At 62.7% G+C, this 16209-nt stretch carries 13 protein-coding genes; 7 read left to right on the forward strand and 6 right to left on the reverse strand.

Annotated features, from left to right (window positions below):
* Positions 1–152: 152 nt before the first annotated feature.
* From EA473_RS16720 to EA473_RS16730, 3 genes are all read right to left on the reverse strand, one after another.
* Entirely contained in the window at positions 153–3935 is a 3783-nt protein-coding gene (locus tag EA473_RS16720; protein WP_207890206.1) for a methyl-accepting chemotaxis protein, read from the reverse strand.
* Between the two features lie 160 nt (positions 3936–4095).
* Positions 4096–5361 (reverse strand): MFS transporter, encoded by a 1266-nt coding sequence (locus tag EA473_RS16725; RefSeq protein WP_124196790.1) that lies wholly within the window; start codon positions 5359–5361, stop codon positions 4096–4098.
* A 201-nt stretch (positions 5362–5562) separates the two neighbouring features.
* Positions 5563–6159, reverse strand: coding sequence for a DUF6149 family protein (locus tag EA473_RS16730; RefSeq protein ID WP_124196791.1), 597 nt, complete (start codon positions 6157–6159; stop codon positions 5563–5565).
* A 317-nt stretch (positions 6160–6476) separates the two neighbouring features.
* Between EA473_RS16730 and EA473_RS16735 the strand changes: the two genes are divergently transcribed.
* The 4 genes from EA473_RS16735 to map all read left to right on the forward strand — a co-directional run bounded on the left by EA473_RS16735 (position 6477) and on the right by map (position 11001).
* Positions 6477–7712, forward strand: a complete 1236-nt coding sequence (locus tag EA473_RS16735) for an NAD(P)/FAD-dependent oxidoreductase (RefSeq protein WP_124196792.1) — start codon at positions 6477–6479, stop codon at positions 7710–7712.
* Between the two features lie 202 nt (positions 7713–7914).
* On the forward strand, positions 7915–9258 hold the full coding sequence (gene nrfD, locus EA473_RS16740; protein WP_124196793.1) for an NrfD/PsrC family molybdoenzyme membrane anchor subunit: 1344 nt from the start codon (positions 7915–7917) through the stop codon (positions 9256–9258).
* Between the two features lie 135 nt (positions 9259–9393).
* Entirely contained in the window at positions 9394–9906 is a 513-nt protein-coding gene (locus tag EA473_RS16745) for an acyl-CoA thioesterase (protein WP_124196794.1), read from the forward strand.
* Between the two features lie 195 nt (positions 9907–10101).
* Positions 10102–11001: a type II methionyl aminopeptidase gene (gene map, locus EA473_RS16750; RefSeq protein WP_124196795.1), complete on the forward strand. Its 900-nt coding sequence runs from the start codon at positions 10102–10104 to the stop codon at positions 10999–11001.
* Between the two features lie 249 nt (positions 11002–11250).
* On the opposite strand, the gene EA473_RS16755 is transcribed toward map, so the two are convergent.
* Positions 11251–11451, reverse strand: coding sequence for a DUF7835 family putative zinc beta-ribbon protein (locus EA473_RS16755; protein ID WP_124196796.1), 201 nt, complete (start codon positions 11449–11451; stop codon positions 11251–11253).
* A gap of 321 nt (positions 11452–11772) precedes the next feature.
* Here EA473_RS16755 and EA473_RS16760 point away from each other — a divergent pair, with 321 nt between their 5' ends.
* Together EA473_RS16760 and EA473_RS16765 are read left to right on the forward strand one after the other, a co-directional pair.
* Positions 11773–12312 carry an HIT family protein gene (locus EA473_RS16760; RefSeq protein ID WP_124196797.1) on the forward strand — a complete coding sequence of 180 codons (540 nt, stop codon included), beginning with the start codon at positions 11773–11775 and terminating at the stop codon, positions 12310–12312.
* Positions 12313–12437: 125 nt separating this feature from the next.
* Positions 12438–12668, forward strand: coding sequence for a hypothetical protein (locus EA473_RS16765; RefSeq protein WP_124196798.1), 231 nt, complete (start codon positions 12438–12440; stop codon positions 12666–12668).
* A gap of 94 nt (positions 12669–12762) precedes the next feature.
* On the opposite strand, the gene EA473_RS16770 is transcribed toward EA473_RS16765, so the two are convergent.
* Together EA473_RS16770 and EA473_RS16775 are read right to left on the reverse strand one after the other, a co-directional pair.
* Positions 12763–14016, reverse strand: coding sequence for a tRNA (N(6)-L-threonylcarbamoyladenosine(37)-C(2))-methylthiotransferase (locus EA473_RS16770; RefSeq protein ID WP_124196799.1), 1254 nt, complete (start codon positions 14014–14016; stop codon positions 12763–12765).
* Between the two features lie 174 nt (positions 14017–14190).
* Positions 14191–15210: an AI-2E family transporter gene (locus EA473_RS16775; RefSeq protein ID WP_124196800.1), complete on the reverse strand. Its 1020-nt coding sequence runs from the start codon at positions 15208–15210 to the stop codon at positions 14191–14193.
* 115 nt (positions 15211–15325) lie between these two features.
* On the opposite strand from EA473_RS16775, the gene EA473_RS16780 reads away from it, so the two are divergent.
* A complete protein-coding gene (locus EA473_RS16780; protein ID WP_124196801.1) occupies positions 15326–16060 on the forward strand; it encodes a DUF547 domain-containing protein in 735 nt (244 codons plus the stop codon).
* The last annotated feature ends 149 nt before the right edge of the window (positions 16061–16209 follow it).

Consider the following 16209-nt stretch of genomic DNA (forward strand, 5'->3'; position numbering starts at 1 on the left):
TTCTTGCCAGAGTGCAGGCAAAAAGGTAGCGAACGACGACGGCAACGCCGGGACGACTGTCGATCCGCTCGAGGACGTCCACGAGAGTCGGCGCATCGTCTTGCGGCCGATCCCGACGTTACCGGACAGACGTTCGGCCGCTGGCGACGTCGCTACTCCTTCTCGGTCGTCTCTCCGAACGTGAACACATCGTCAGCGTTTTCGAACTCTCCGCCGTCGTCTTCGGATTCGTCGCCTTCCGGGTCGGGTTCGGTGTCGCCGTCTTCGGACTCGACGCTCTCGTCGGCGTCACCGTCGAACTCGGCGTCGTCTTCCGTTTCGGATTGGGTGTCTCCGTCGAGTTCGACGTCATCGTCCACCTCGAGTTCGCCTTCGCCGGTTTCGACGGCTGTCTCTTCTGTCGCCGGAATCGACGACTCGTCGCCTGGTTCCGAGTCAGAGGCGTCGTCGCCCGGTCCGAGAGCGAGCGGATCGTCTTCTGTCTCGGTATCGACCGACCCGTCTGCGAGCGGATCGTCTGCCTCGGGCGTAGCCGTGTCGTTTTCCGACTTGGGTACGAGTGGGTCGTCATCCGGACCGATCGCAAGGGGATCGTCATCCGCACCGCCGGTCAACGGATCGTCTTCCGATTCGGTGCCTTTCGACTCGGGTGCGTTCGGATCGTCGTCCGTATCGAAAGCCAGTGGATCGTCTTCCGATTCGGAACCTTCCGAATCAGCCGCAAGCGGGTCGTCAGTCGACCCGGCGGCAAGCGGGTCGTCAGTCGACCCGGCGGCAAGCGGGTCGTTTTCCGCCTCGAGACCTCCGGGGTCGTCCTCGAGTTCCTCATCGCTCGGCCCAGGATCGGCCGGCTCGTCACTCCAGTCCGGGTCGCCGAGATCCCCGGCTTGCAGTGGATCGTCGATCGTCGGTGCCGTGTTCGGCTGGGCCGACGTCTTTTCGTCGCTCGAGTCGTCCTCTGGCTCCGGGTCGAGGTCGTCGTCACGATAGCCGAATGCTTCGTCGTCGACCGGCTCGTCACTGAGCGCTTCGTCGTCGACCGACTCGCCGTCGTCATCGCCTCGAGAGAGATCGACGGGGCCGCTTCCGAGCGGATCGGCAGCCTCGATCGGTTCGTCAGGTGTCGCTTCGGGAGTCGATGAATCTCTGGTCACCTCGCCCGCGAGATCCTCGGTCGGTGGCTCCGCGTCGAACGAGACGGATTCGTCGTCGAGGTCGAGTCGGTCGGCTTCCGACTCCGATTCGTCGGTCGGACTGGCATTCGACTCGAGTGGGTCCGACTCCGGTCGGTCGGCTGTGAAGGTAATTCCCCCCTCGAGATCTTCCTCCCCGATTGAAATTGCATCGGCTACGGGTTCATCGGCGTCAGTTGCAGCTTCGTCGGGATCGGGTACGGGTTCATCGGTGTCAGGTGCGGCTTCGTCGGCGGCGCTGTCCGCATCCGCCACGTCGACGGAGGGAGAAGCGGCGTCGCCGTCATCGACACCGTCGCCCGTATCGTCGTCGACAGCACCCTCGTTGGCCCCGACCGCGTCTTCGGAATCGGCCACGACATCCCGCAAGGCGTCGGCGGGTCGGATTTCGTCGGCGGCGGCGCTTTCGCCGGTTGCCGTATCGTCCGAAACGTCCGCGACGGTTTCTCCGGGATCGACCTCGAGGTCGTCCTCGTCGACGTCGGTGTCGAATCGATCGAGGATTCCTGCTAGTTCCGTCGACTGTTCGGCGAGTCTCGAGGCCGACTGACTCACTTCGGTCAGCGCACTCTCCTGTGCTTCGGCCGCGGAGGCGGCGGTCTCCGACCGCGTGCTCGTTCGTTCGGAAATCGTCGCCACGTCGTCGACCATGGCGACGACTTCCTGGGTCGACGCGGCCTGTTCTTCGGTCGTCGCGGAGATTTCCTGTACCCCGCTGTTGGTCTCCTGGGCCAGATCGGCGATCTCCTCGAGGGCCTCGACGGCTGCCTCGACCTGTTCGCTCGCGTCTTCGATGTGCGCACTGGTTCCTTCGACCTCGGCCGCCGATAGTTCGGTCCGCTCGCGGATCGCCTCGAGTCGCGCTTCGGCTTCGTTCGCCGCTCCGGCGACGTCCTGGGAGAGGGCCTTGACCTCTCTCGCGACTGCCGAAAAGCCTTCTTCGTTCTCCCCGGACGCCGAGCGCGAGGCTTCGATGTTCGCGTTGAGCGCCAGCATGTTGGTCTGGTGGGCGATGTCCGAAATCGTCGCGATCAGTTCGTCGATCTGCTGGACTTCTTCTTCGAGTCGCTGAATTTCGGCGACTGCGCCTTCGGATTCGCCTTCGATCTCGTTCATCGCCTCGATCGCCGCGCGTGCGGCCCCACGCCCCTCTTTTCCGGTTTCGACCGTCCGCTCTGCGATGTCTGCGACGTCGTTTCCTGTCGCCGCGATCTCTTCGGTCGTCGTCGAGAGAACGCTCATCTCCTGGTTGACTGCCTGCAACGACTGGTTTTGTCGGTCGGCGTTGTCGGAAATCTCCCGGACCGAGTCGGTGACCTGCTGGGAGGTGGCCCGAACCTCTTCGCTCGAGGCCGTTACCTCCTCGGAGGCCGCCGAAACAGACGCGGCGAACTGGTTCAGTTCCGCGACGGTTCGTTCGACCTCCTCGATCATCTCGTTGAACTCCGTCGCGATCGCGTCCATCGCGTCGTCCTCGGCGTCGCCGTCCATCCGCGCCGTCAGGTCTCCCTCCGCAGCCGTCGCCAGTACCTCGCTGTACTCGTCCGCGCGTCGCTCGAGGCGGTCGTTGACCTGGGCGAGGTGCTCGCGTTCCCGTTCGGCGTCTTCACGCGCCGCGTGCGCGTCGTCGATCTGCTCGGTCAGCGACGTCTGTACCGATTCGAGTTCGGCGGAAAGACGGCCGATACCGTCGATCCGTTTCGTCTCGAACGCGACGTCACGGTTTCCGTCCGCGACCTCGGCCGCCTGTGCTCGGAGACGGCCGATCGCCGACGACGTGTTTCGCCCGAGGACGATACCGACCAGCCCGAACAACAGGATACCGACTCCTGCGCCGATGGCCCCCCACTCGTTGACCGCAGCGACGAAGCCGTACGCCTCGCTTTCGGGCGTGTGAGTGAGAACGACCCAGTCGGTGCCGTCGACGACCGCACCACTCACGACGTAGCCTTCGTCTCCGTACCCGTAGTTCTCGAGAACGCTCGCGCTTCCGGCGGACGCCTGTCGCACGTACGTCCCGTCTCCCCGCGCCCAGCCCGGATCGCCGCCGTCGTACTCGAGACCGAACGCCTCGGAGCCTGCACTGTCGAGGACGATCCGATCGTTTCCGTCGACGACTACCGTCGTGGCCGAGCTTCCGTCCGCGAGCTGGCTCCCGTAGGATTCGACGTCGACCGTGTAGACGACTGCCCGATCGTTCTGGCCGGAGGCAGCGAGGACGTAGGTCACGACGGCCGTTTCCTCCTCGAGACCGTCGTCGGTCAGGTACGGACTCGACGTCCAGGGGTCGTCGGTCGGTGCCCCGGTTGCGGCGTCGGCGTCGACGCCGTCGAGGTCGTCGAGTGAGCGGTCGCCGAGTTCGTCGGCGGTGCTCACGAGCACCGTCCCGTCGGTCGTGTCGACGTAACTGAGCGCGACGGCGTCGTCGCCGAGGCGTTGTTCCCACTCGAGGAACTGCGCCTCGATCGCGTCGGTATCGTCGCCCGCGATGGCGTCCGACGAGGCGACCATCGAAACCGTTCGGTCGTTCCGTTCGTGCCACTGCTGTAGTCCCTGTGCGTCCCGTTCGGTAACGGAGAGCTGACTCGACTCGGCGCGCTGTTCGACGTCGTCCGTGACGACGGCGGCCGCACCGAATCCGAGGAGGCCAACCGACAGACCGACGAGCAGGAAGACGATCGCAAATTTGACCGTGTACCTGCGTCGGATCGCTGCCGGTACCAGTCGTCGAAGGAAACTCATGGATATCGAACGGGTGAGGGCGTCGGCACATAAATGGTAATCCACGATTATCAGCTCCGATAATCGATCGCGTTCGAACGGGGTGCTGGCGTTCGTCGGCGGGGATTCTCGCCGATCGGATCTGTCGCGGGTGCGCCGTAAATCGGTACAGCAATCCGTATCAGTCGTCGGCTTTCGCTTCGGGACCGTGTTCGGCCCAGAGAAAGCGGTGGAGTCCGGCGGCCAGCGTCGCCGACAGCAACGCACCGGCGAGGGCGAAGCCGGCGATCAGCACGAAAAACGCCGCGAGGGAGAAGTCCTCGAGGACGAATCCGGCGATCGCGATGCTCGCCGCGCCGAGGCCGAACTCGCCGAGGTAGGTGTACCCATAAGAGAGCCCCCGCGTGTCCGGCGGCGTGTACACTGCAACGGCGTTCTGGTAGAACGGCTGGATGGCAAAGAGAAAGAAGCCGAAGACGCCACAGAGGGCGACGATCGCGCCGAGACTCATCGAGGTAACCGGCACGAATGCGAGCGCGAGAATCGCGAGTACGGCGAAGAGGCCGACCAGTCCGCGGGCCGGTGCGACCCGATCGGTCAACTTCCCGCCGACGTACTGGCCGGCCATGCCGACGACCAACAGGCCGACGTAGATGTAGTCCGCCGGTTCGATCCCCTCGAGGCCCGCCGGGAGCGCGAGGTCACCCATCGCGGGCAACCCGTGAAGGATTTCGGGGAGATACGTCAGCATCCCTCGGTAGTAGAGTCCTTCGAAGGTGACGACGACGAAGACGATCGCGAACGCGCTCGCGAACAGCGCACGCGAGTTCGAGACGAGTTCCGACGGCGAGAGCGCTTTCGACGACGCGGCGTCGACCTCGTCGTCGACGGCCCCGGTCGGATCGAACTGCGCGCTGACCCCGTACAGACACGCGAGGAATCCGGGGACGGCGAGAATCGCCGCGACGAACTGCCACTCGAGGGCGATCAACAGCGTGGCGGCGACGAACGGGCCGAGGGCGATACCGACGTTGCCGGCGATGCCGTGCCAGGCGAACACCGTCCCGCGGTCCTCGACGCCGGTGCTGATGAGCGAGAGGCCGGCGGGGTGGTAGACGCTCGCGGCGATGCCCCACAGGACGAGGCCGAGGGCGATGGCGTATATCGAACTCGCGAGCGCGAGGACGAGAAACGCCAGGCTCATGCCGGCGAGACAGGCCAGAATGAGCCGCTTCGTCCCGTATCGATCCGCGAGGACGCCGCCCGGCAGCGCGCCGAGGCCGAACGGCGCGTAGCCGAGCGCGACGACGAGGCCGAACAGCGCCACGCTCACGTCGAACTCGGCCAGCCAGACGACCAGAAAGATCGGGATCGACGTTTCGAACCAGTGAACGAGCGCGTGACCTGCCATCGTAAATCCCGCGATCGACCGATCGTTCTCGTCCATGCTCGAGTCGTTGTGGAAAACGGAACGCCGGGGCTACTTAGCCGCTTGGAAACGTTGTTTTCACGCCAGAGGACACTCTCGGAATCGCGTCCGAAATCTCGCTCGGACCGCGGCGCGTCTTCTTCCCGTTCGGTTCTGTCCGTCGTTGCCGTATGAGCGCGACCTGTCCCCGCTCCCACCGGTATCTCGGTACAATCCGCCTCACTCGTCCGCGTCGGGAGCGTCCTCGACGCCGACGGCCTCGGAGACGTCGACGTCGTTCGGCTCGTCCCGCCCGCCAACGACGAGTTCGCCCTCCGCCGTCTCGACGTAGACGTCGTCCGCGAAGCCGCCTTCGGCGTGGGGGTGTTCGGGGTCCTCGAGCCGTTCCGGTGTCGACGGCGCGTCGGGCAGTCCCTCCGGCGGCGCGAACTGCCCCAGCGGCTCGTCGATCGTGATATCCCAGCGCTCGAAGAACTCGCGGTACCGATCGTAGTGGGCCTCGAGTTCGTCGGCCGGGAACTCCATCATCTCCGTCCAGCCGTGGTTGTAGAAGTCGAAGTTCGCCTGAACGTGGGTAATTTCGCGCGCCTCGGCTTCGGAGTAGCCGTCCTGCAGCGCCCGGAGGTACGTATCGACCGTCGCCTCGAACAACGCGTCGAGGTGGTCCTCTCGCTCGTCGGCACGGGCCGGATCCGCCTTCCCGAGAAACACCCTCGTGTGAAGCCGAACCAACCCCGACCTGGCGACCGACCGGACGACCGGCGTCTCGAGTGCCTTTTGCGACGCGAAGTGGCGAGCGTTCTGGCGGAGTTTCATATCGGCGTCTTGGGCAAGGACGGTAAAGAGCGATTCGCTCTCGCGAGCGAGCCAGCTGTTCGAGCACTGCTGCGTGTGGACAACCCGCTTTGATTACCGTACTCGAGGGGGGTGCCACCACGGGACAAACCGGAAATATTCACGCAGTCCTCCCGGAGAGTTTACAATATCGAGAAATACCCTTGAAGGAGCGACTCTCGAGTGAAATCGTAGTCTTACGTTCGGTTTCGGCGAACGATCGTCAACAGGAGGCGGGTTGAGAGGTGAAATGAAAGAGATAGCAACCCACTTTAACCCGCATTACGAACGATCCGGATATGAGCCAGTACGTTATCATCGGTGACGGGATCTCGGGCAGTTCGGCTGCCGAGACCCTACGGGAGGAGGACCCGGAATCGGAGATTACCGTCATCACCGATGAAGGGGAGCCACTGTATAACAGAATCCTCATCAAGGAACACGCGAAGGGAAAGCTCCCCGAAGCACCGATCTCGATCCACGAGGAGGAGTGGTACGAGGACCGCGACATCGAACTCTCGCTTAACACCCACGTGACGTCGATCGATACCGACGAGAACGTCGTCCACACTCACGAGGGTAACGATTTCGACTACGACAAACTGCTGGTCGCGACCGGGGGAACGCCGACCCAGCTTCCGGTCGAGAACAGCGACGCCGACAGCATCCACCACTTCTGGACGTTTCAGGACGCCCGTGCGATCCGCGAGAGTGCGCAAGCGGCGGATCGAGGCGTTATCGTCGGTGCCGGACTTCTCGGGATCGACTTCGCGGCCGTCTGTGGCGCACAGGGCGTCGACGGCAAATACCTCATGCGCGGCGACCGATGGTGGCGCTACGCGCTCTCGGGAGACGGCGCGGAGATCATGCACGAGGGGATGCGCGACGTCGGCGTCGAACCGATCTTCGACAGCGGCGTCGATCGCTTCGAGACGGACGACGACGGACGCGTCACGGCGGCAGTCGACCCGAACGGCGACCGCTACGAGTGCGATTTCGCCGGGGTCGCAATCGGTCTGACGTTCAACACCGAATTTCTCCGAGGCGCCGGTCTCGAACAGGAAAACGGGATTATCGTCGACGAGTACATGCAGACGAGCGTCGACGACGTCTACGCTGCCGGCGACATCACGCGCTTTTACGACGTGTTGCTCGGAGAGCAAGCCCAGAACGGTTCGTGGGGGTCGGCAAAGGAGCAGGGCCGGGTCGCTGCGATCAACATGGCTGCCGACGCCGACGAAGAGGCCTTCGAGTGGGTCTCGTCGTACTCGATCACGCACTTCGACTTTCCGTTTCTCTCCTTTGGCCACCCGACGCTTGGCGACGAACACGCCGAACGGCGCTACAGCGACACCGAGTGGCGACGAATCGCCTTCAAAGACGGGAAGATCGTCGGCGGCGTCCTCATCGGCGACCTCTCGCCACAGAGTACGTTCAAACAGCTGATGCGTGAACAGCGCGAGGTAGCCGATCAGGCCGAACTCCTCCTCGAGAAATCGGTCAACCTCGACGAACTGGCGCCGACCCAGAGCTAGATCGGGTCATAGAGCGCACGCGTCGTCGGCTGTCCGATGCGGCTTTTCGATCGTCCGATGGTACAACGTGGCTTCTGTTCGATGCGGCTTTTCGATCGGTTCAAGCGAGGACGACGAGCGTCGTCGCCGGTGAAACGGGCCTGCGAGTGCAACGCCGGAAACGATACCCGTGGCCGGAATACGTTCGTGAGATTCGGTCACAATGAGTACGAAAACGCCGAGTGAGGAGGACATTCTCAGACCGATTCGACAGACGTCGACGAAGTACTACGTGTTGCTTGCGGTCGCGGGACTCGCGTTTGCACTGTTTCTCGTGGGGTGGCTCTACCAGCTCTACGAGGGCATGGTCGTAACGGCGCTTTCTGACTGGGGGACCGGCGGCGGCGTGACGTGGGGGGTGTACATCGGGGCGTTCATCTGGTGGGTAGGGATCGCCCACGGTGGGATCATCCTCTCGGCAGCCGTCCGTCTGCTGGGCATGGAGCGATACATGCCGGTGGCTCGGCTGGCGGAGTTGTTGACGCTCGCGGGGCTCTCGGCGGCCGGCTTTTACATCGTCGTCCACCTCGGTCGACCCGATCGGATGGTGACGAGCATCATCGGCCACTACCACATTACGATCCACAACTCGCCGCTGGTGTGGGACGTGACCGTCATTACGGCGTACTTCGTCCTGACGGCGACCTATCTCGGACTGACGCTTCGGTACGACGTGAGCCGACTGCGCGGGGATCTTCCGGATCACTTCAACCCGATTTACCGGGGACTGACGATCGGATACACCGAAAAAGAAGACGAGATCGTCCAGCGGATGGTCTGGTGGCTCGCGCTCGCGATCATCATTATGGCCCCGCTGTTGCTCCACGGCGGCGTGATTCCGTGGCTGTTCGCCCTGCTCCCGACCTACCCCGGCTGGTTCGGCGGCGTTCAGGGCCCCCAATTTCTGACCATCGCGTTGACTTCGGCGATAAGCGGCGTCATCCTCCTGTCTTACTCCTTCCGCCGGGCGTACGACTGGGACCACATCATCACGAACGACATCTTCCGCGGACTCACGCTGTGGCTCGGCTTCTTTAGCCTGCTGTTTCTCTGGCTTCAACTCCAGCAGGTGACGACGGGAACGTTCTTCCCGCCGGTCGATCTGGGCTACGCCTGGCTGGCGACTCTCACGCACCCGGTCTACATCGTCTCGATGGGACTCGTGGCTGCCGTCCTCGCGTACATCTTCGCACAGACCGTCCGGCCGTCGCTGTTCTCCAGGGGTCGTGCGGTCGTCTGCGGCGTCGCAATTCTGACGGCGACGCTCCTCGAGAAGATCCTCTTCGTCGTCGAAGGGCTGATGTACCCCTCGTTCGACATCTACTACGCAACACCCGGCGTCTACTTCCCGAGTTTGATCGAAATCGCGTCGGTCATCGGAACGATCGGGATGGTGATTGTGTTTTTCTTGCTCGTCTCCAAGGTGGTTCCGGTCGTCGAACTCCACGCGATCGAACACCTCCGTGCGGATCACGACCACGATCCCGAGGAGCAACGACACGACTAATTCGGATCGTCGTTCCGACGCCGCGGGAATCTCGATCGGTCGGCGACTTCTGCCTCGAGACGCCCGTGTAAACAAACACACCTTCACAAAGACAAATCAGGTAGTATTTTGTCGGTTCTCCGTCGATGGCCACACATGCCAACCCAACAACCGGTCAGAGAGGAAACACCGCTTCAGGACTCGTTTACGGAGATGAGTGAGATACTGATGCCGAACAACACGAACAACCTCGGGCGAGCACTCGGTGGGTCGGTCCTCCACTGGATGGACATCTGCGGTGCGATTGCCGCGCGGCGATTCTCTCGGTGCCAGGTAGTTACGGCCGCGATGGACCACGTCGATTTCATCGCACCGATCGAACTCGGGGATATCGTGACGATCACCGGCTACGTGTTCGATACGGGGCGAACGAGCATGGACGTCAAGGTCGACGTACGCGCCGAACGTCCGATAGAGGGGGAGCGAAACGAAGCAGCGACGTCGTTTTTCAGCTTCGTCGCGCTCGACGACACCGAGACGTCGACCGCAGTTCCGGCGCTTCGCTGTCCGACGGAATCCCAGGCAAAACTCCGAGAACACGCACTCGAGCAGCGACGCGAGCGTCGGCGAACGCTCGCGGAGACGACCGCGGACAAAAGCGATACGTGAACCGGGCGAGTCGAGGACCCGGGGCTGATACCGTCTGACAGAACTATTCGATGATCGGTCGCTCTCTTGTGGCCGTCTCCGATAGTGACGGCCGCGGATTGGCGACCGACGTCCACTGACTTCTGTCCAACAGTATGAATCGGCATCGAACGGGGGAGCGCAACCTCTTTTTGTCGACCGGTACAACCCCGGTGCATGACCGAATCCGAGGTGGACCTGACGTCCGAGCAGTACGAAAAACACCGCGAAGCGGGCGAAATCCTCGCGCAGGTGCGCGAAGAGACGGCCGAGCGCGTCGAGGTCGGCGTGACCCACCTCGAGATTGCGGAGTACGCCGAAGACCGCATCCGGGAACTCGGCGGCAAGCCCGCGTTTCCGGTCAACATCTCGATCGACGAAGAAGCCGCCCACGCGACCCCGTCGATCGACGACGACTCGACGTTCGGCGAGGAGATGATCAACCTGGACATCGGGGTCCACATCGACGGCTGGCTCGCCGACACCGCGATCACCGTCGACCTCTCGGGCAACCCGGAACTCGCCGAGGCACCCGAACAGGCCCTCGAGGCAGCGATCGACGTCATCGAACCCGGCGTCGAAACCGGCGAGATCGGGGCGGAAATCGAGGACGTCATCGACGGCTACGGCTTCAACCCCGTCGTCAACCTCACCGGACACGGACTCGGCCACTGGGAACAGCACACGAGTCCGAACATCCCGAACCGCGCCGTCTCGCAGGGTACGACCCTCGAGGTCGGCGACGTCGTCGCCATCGAGCCGTTCGCGACCGACGGCGGGGGCAAGGTCAGCGAAGGGGCGAGCGAGGAGATTTTCTCCCTCGAGCGCGAGGGAACGGTTCGTAACCGCCAGGCGCGGGATGCGCTCTCCCAGATCACCGAGGAGTTCCGAACGCTGCCGTTTGCGACTCGGTGGCTCGAGACCGATCGAGCGGAGATGGCGCTTCGTCGACTCAAACGAAGCGATATCGTCCACGGCTATCCGGTCCTCAAAGAGGACGACGGCTACCTCGTCAGCCAGAAAGAGCACACGATCATCGTCACCGAAGACGGCTGTGAAGTGACGACTCGGAACTGACGGCTCGGAACTGGCCAGGCGGTAGTACGGTTGGCGGCGAAAGAGCAGCGCAATTTGTGGATTTCCCCACTGGGACGGTCTGCGATGAGTCGTTACCGGCCGATCCCACAACGGCCGGCGATCGACCGGCAATCACTCCAGCAAACCGTATGATACTGTCGGGGATTTCGATGGGGGTGGAGGAAATCGGCCGAAAAAAGCACGGGAGACCGGGGGTGGCAACAGGGACGGCGGTTCAGACGCCTGCGATCAGGCGTTGTTCATCCGCTGGCTCGTCCGGTGGCCACACTGTTGACATTCGCTAACGCGGTACGGTTCGCGGGAGAACTGCGCGTTCTCTTCTTTTCTGCTCTCGGTTCGAATCTGCACCGAAACTTCGTGAAGAGTATCCAGGTCACAGCTCTCACAGTGTTCGGTCATCCCGTTGAATGAGTCATCTGTCGTTGCCATTATCGAATTCTTCCGATAGGATTGTCTTAAACCCATGCTTACTATCGAATCGTGAGCCGACCCCGTTCTCGTCGCCCCCTCCCTCAAAACACGGCATGTGAGCGCTTCTTACCGTTTAAATCGAGTTTTAATGACTCATTAACCACACTCTCATAATTGACAATCCGGTAACTTTGTATCATACGTCGGTCAGTAGCTGATGATAATTCCTAATGAAGATAATTATTACTTATTAGATGTGTTCGATCGGCCTCTCGATAGCACGTCCCCACCGACACAACAGACCGCATCTGTTTAGGACTCCCTCGAGTGGTATCGAGTATGGATCAGGTGTTCGCACCGTGGCGGATGGACTGGATCAGACGCGAGAAGAAAAACCCGGACGTCGAGGATTGCGTCTTCTGTGAGCTCCCCGAGTGGGACGACGACCGCGAGAACCTCCTCGTCGCACGAAGCGATCACGCGTTCGTCCTCCTGAACAACTACCCGTACAATCCGGGGCACGTGATGGTGATTCCACGAGAACACACGGGCGACTACGGTGACCTGACCGACGAACAGTTGCTCGATCACGCCCGTCTGAAACAGCGGACGTTCGCCGCTCTCGAGGTCGCACTCGAGCCCGACGGCTTCAACGCCGGTCTGAATCTCGGCGAGGGTGCAGGTGGATCGATCGGCGATCACCTCCACACTCACGTCGTCCCCCGCTGGCACGGCGACACCAACTTCATGCCTGTCCTGAGCGATACGACGGTGATCGTCGAAGCCCTTGAGGAAACCTACGACCACCTCCACGAGGCGTTCGCGGAACAGGATGGTGCGGTCGTTCCGGACGAGGAGTCGGCGGTCGTCTTCGATTGATCGTCGCTCGATACACCGCCGTCACACTATCGACGGCACATCGCAGTCACACCATCGACGTCTCCCCACGGTATCTGTCACAAAACGAGCCGAAATATATGGCTGTACTCGACTGATCACACAGCTTGGGTTTCGAATCGCCGCGATCGAAACCCATCGGACTGGCACAATTCGTTCTCGGGGCGCTCGTCGTCGTGATCAGTGCCTACGCTATCGTCACGTCGTATCCGTTGCTGGGTGCCCTCGCGGTGGCGATCGTCCTGCTCGGATATTTCCTGATCCAGTTGCTCATCGAATTCGTTCGCCTCTTCCGTCGGATGGTCGTCGCCCTCGAGCGGATCGCGGAGAACTCTTAGAGCGTGTGAGGGTCGTGCGAGCGCTGTATCCCGCCCCACTCACTCGGCTTTGCCTCGCTCCTTGCGGACGGGGGCTTAGCCCCCTATAATTCGGCTAAACGGGCTCGCCGAAGGCGTACATCGTCTCGTGAGCCGTCACCTCGAGATCGACGAAGTCGCCGGGCTCGAGGCCGTACTCGTCGGCGTTCTGGACGATGATCTGCCGGTAGGCCGAATCGCGACACTTGACCGAGTCGGCGGTGCCTTCCTCGACGACGAGACAGTCCTCCCGACGCTCGCCGACCATCTCGGCGTGGGCCTCGCCGACGATCTCTCGCTTCGCGGCGCTCATCTCCTTCGATCGTTCCTTCTTGATCGTCCCGCCAAGCCCCTTCATTTCGGCGGCGTCGGTCCCCGGTCGCTTCGAAAATCGAGTGACGTTGACCTTCTCCGGTCGCGTCTCCCGGAGCAACGCCATCGACTGGGCGTGGTCGTGATCGGTTTCGGTCGGGAAACCGACGATGAAGTCCGTCGAGAGCGTCCAGTACTCGAGTGCGTCGTCGAACGTCTCGACGACCTCGAGGTACTCCTCGACCTGGTGCTGGCGGCGCATGTCGCCGAGGACGTCGTCCGACCCGGACTGGACGGGTGCGTGCAGGAAGTCGTAGAGTTCGTCGTGTGCGGCGAAGACGTCGGCGAGCTCCCGGCGGATCCCGTGGACGCCTTTCGGGTTTGCCATCCCGACCCGGACGCGAAAGTCGCCATCGATCGCACAGACGCGCTCGAGCAGTTCGTGGAGTGTGCGCTCGCCGTCGTCCCAGCCGTAGACGCCGGTGTCTTGACCCGTGATGCGGATCTCTTTCGCGCCGGCGTGGATCAGCGCGCGGGCCTTCTCGACGTTCTCCTCGATCGGCGGCGAGTCGATCCGTCCCGTCGCGTGCTTCGTGATACAGTACGAGCAGTCGGACAGACAGCCCCGTGCGATCGGGAGGATGCCGACGACGCCGTCCAGGACGGGTTCGGCGTCGGGCGTCGTCGTCGGACACTCGCCGTTGGTGACCGCCTGGGGGACCTCGTCCCAGTGGAGCACCTGGCCGTCGACGTCGCTCCGTCGAAACTCCTCGCCCTGTGCGAGGGCCATACAGCCCGTGATGAAGAGATCCGCGGTCTCGTCGGCCAGCTCCTCGGCCCGACGGAGCATGTTTCGCTCGGTCTTCTCGACGACGGTACAGGTGTTGAGGATGGCGACGTCGGCCTCGTCGGGGCCGTCGACCCGGTAGTGGCCCGCATCGCGGAGCCGCCGCTCGATCTCCCGGCTCTCCCCGCGGTTCGACGTACAGCCGTACGTTTCGATGTGATACCGGGCCATGCTCGGTAGTCGTCGGTCGTACGTCGGTTGCGAGGAGCCAAAAGCCCGACGGATCCACGCTCGAGACGGGCCGAGCGTTCGACGCCTCGTCCGTCCGAGACAGCCACCAGTTCGAACGCGCCTCGAGTCGCCGGACCCGTTTTCACAGTAACCCGTATCAGTTGCGTCTCCGACCTACGTCGGTTCACCGTCGTCTCCGAGTCGGTCGTAGTGTTCGTCGAAGACGTTGATCGTGGCGATCAGGGCACCGATGATGACGGGACCGAAGAACAGCCCCATAATGCCGAACGCGTAGATACCGCCGAGCACTCCGAGGATGATGATCGCCGGACTGAGATCGGCGTACCGGTCGACGACGATCGGTCGCAAGTAGTCGTCTGCGACCCCGACGACGATCGCGCTGTAGATAGCGAGTGCGATCGCTAACAGCGGCTCTCCGGTCGCGAGGAGGTAGACCACTGCGGGGCCCCACACCAGAAAGGCACCGATCAGTGGAACGAGCGAGAGGATCACCATGACGAACGTCCAGAACGCGGCGTTAGGAATCCCGGTCGCAAACAGCCCCAGCCCGGCGATAACCCCCTCGATAATCGCGATCAGGACGTGACCGGCGAGGACGGCCCACATCACCTCGTCGAGTTCGCCGTAGAAGTCGTCCTGGACGTCCGACGGAAGCGGTGTTCGGTCCCGAATCCACTCCATCAGTTGGTCTCCCTCCTTGAGCAGGTAGTAGAGTACGAAAAGCGCCAGTCCGAAACCGATCAACGTGTGCGTAAACAGTCCGAACCAGGCCGTCGTCTGCTCGACGATGACCGTTCCGATCTGTTCGGCCGATCCTGCGATCGTCTCGGTCACGTCGACGTCGACCCCGATTTCCGCTTCGATCCACGCTTCGAGGTCCGCGATCCGCAGGTCCTGCGGGTCGACGGTGGCGAGTATGTCCGCGGCGTCGTCGGCGATCACTACCGCGACGAGGACGACCGGGACGATGAACCCGACGACCGCGAGGGCGACCAGCGCGAACGCGGCGATCGTCGGCGAGCTCACCCGCTCGAGTCGGCGCTGGAGCGGGTAGAGAACGAACGCCAGCAGGAGCGCTCCGAGTACGTACTGGAGAAACGGAACGACCAGTTGCCACGAGAGATACGCGAAGATCGCGACGAGAACGAGGAGAAATCCCTTGCTCCGATTCACACGGGATTCGACCACGTTCGAGAGGATAAAACCGGCTGGGATTTATCCGGAAACGAGACTGTCGTATTCAGGCGTCACACTCCTTCAAGGGGCTGGTTCGCCAATGTTAGGTCGAATGTCGACTCAGCTCGATCCGCTCTCGCTCTCGGCGGATCTGTTATACACGGTGAAAACCGAGGGCGAAGCCGACTGGTTGCGAGAGCAACTCGCAACGCTCGAGCGACCACGGCTGAGACGAGCGCTCTCGAGTCGCCAGGCGAAACTTTCCTTCTGGCTCAACTGTTATAACGCGTACGGACAGGTGTTGCTCGAGGAGGAGTCGACGCTGCTTTCCGGCAGCGTCCTCGATCGCTGGAAGTTCTTCGCCCGCGACCGGATTCCGGTAAGTGGCATCTGGCTGAGTCTCAACGACGTCGAACACGGACTCTTGCGCCGGTCGAAACTTCCCTGGGGCTTTGGCTACCTGCCACGGCCGTTCCCGTCGTCGTTCGAACGGCAGTTCCGACTCGAGGAGTGTGATCCCCGAGTCCACTTCGCGCTGGGCCGTGGCGGCGAGAACTGTCCGCCGATTACGGTGTACTCGCCGGCAAACGTCGACGAAGAACTGGACATCGCCGTCGAGTGGTACCTGGAAGAGAACGCCGAGTACGATCCCGACGAGGGCGTCGCGACGATCCCGCGGGTGTTTCGACGGTACCGGGGCGACTTCGGCGGAAAACGCGGGATTCTCGAGTTTCTCCGGGAGTACAACGCGATCCCCGACGAGGCGACGCCGTCGCTGACCTACGCTCGATCCGATCGCGCGCCCGACTTCGACCTCGATCTGGAACTGGACGACCTGCGGCCCTGATCGACGACTCCTGGTAACTGGCTGACTCTCCAACGGGGCGGCTACGGTCGAGTTCTCCCTCGAGTCGGTTGCGCCCGGATCCTCCCTCGAGACGGTTGCGCCCGAGCCCTCTCTCGAGATATAGTAACCACTGAACGTCATTGCACACC

This window comes from Natrarchaeobius chitinivorans (assembly GCF_003841505.1).
GTDB lineage: Archaea > Halobacteriota > Halobacteria > Halobacteriales > Natrialbaceae > Natrarchaeobius > Natrarchaeobius chitinivorans.

Excerpts from the sequence above, each read along its gene's own strand:
- EA473_RS16720 (WP_207890206.1), bottom strand. The coding sequence starts at position 3,935 with ATGAGTTTCCTTCGACGACTGGTACCGGCAGCGATCCGACGCAGGTAC.
- EA473_RS16725 (WP_124196790.1), bottom strand. The coding sequence starts at position 5,361 with ATGGACGAGAACGATCGGTCGATCGCGGGATTTACGATGGCAGGTCAC.
- EA473_RS16730 (WP_124196791.1), bottom strand. The coding sequence starts at position 6,159 with ATGAAACTCCGCCAGAACGCTCGCCACTTCGCGTCGCAAAAGGCACTC.
- EA473_RS16735 (WP_124196792.1), top strand. The coding sequence starts at position 6,477 with ATGAGCCAGTACGTTATCATCGGTGACGGGATCTCGGGCAGTTCGGCT.
- nrfD (WP_124196793.1), top strand. The coding sequence starts at position 7,915 with ATGAGTACGAAAACGCCGAGTGAGGAGGACATTCTCAGACCGATTCGA.
- EA473_RS16745 (WP_124196794.1), top strand. The coding sequence starts at position 9,394 with ATGCCAACCCAACAACCGGTCAGAGAGGAAACACCGCTTCAGGACTCG.
- map (WP_124196795.1), top strand. The coding sequence starts at position 10,102 with ATGACCGAATCCGAGGTGGACCTGACGTCCGAGCAGTACGAAAAACAC.
- EA473_RS16755 (WP_124196796.1), bottom strand. The coding sequence starts at position 11,451 with ATGGCAACGACAGATGACTCATTCAACGGGATGACCGAACACTGTGAG.
- EA473_RS16760 (WP_124196797.1), top strand. The coding sequence starts at position 11,773 with ATGGATCAGGTGTTCGCACCGTGGCGGATGGACTGGATCAGACGCGAG.
- EA473_RS16770 (WP_124196799.1), bottom strand. The coding sequence starts at position 14,016 with ATGGCCCGGTATCACATCGAAACGTACGGCTGTACGTCGAACCGCGGG.
- EA473_RS16780 (WP_124196801.1), top strand. The coding sequence starts at position 15,326 with ATGTCGACTCAGCTCGATCCGCTCTCGCTCTCGGCGGATCTGTTATAC.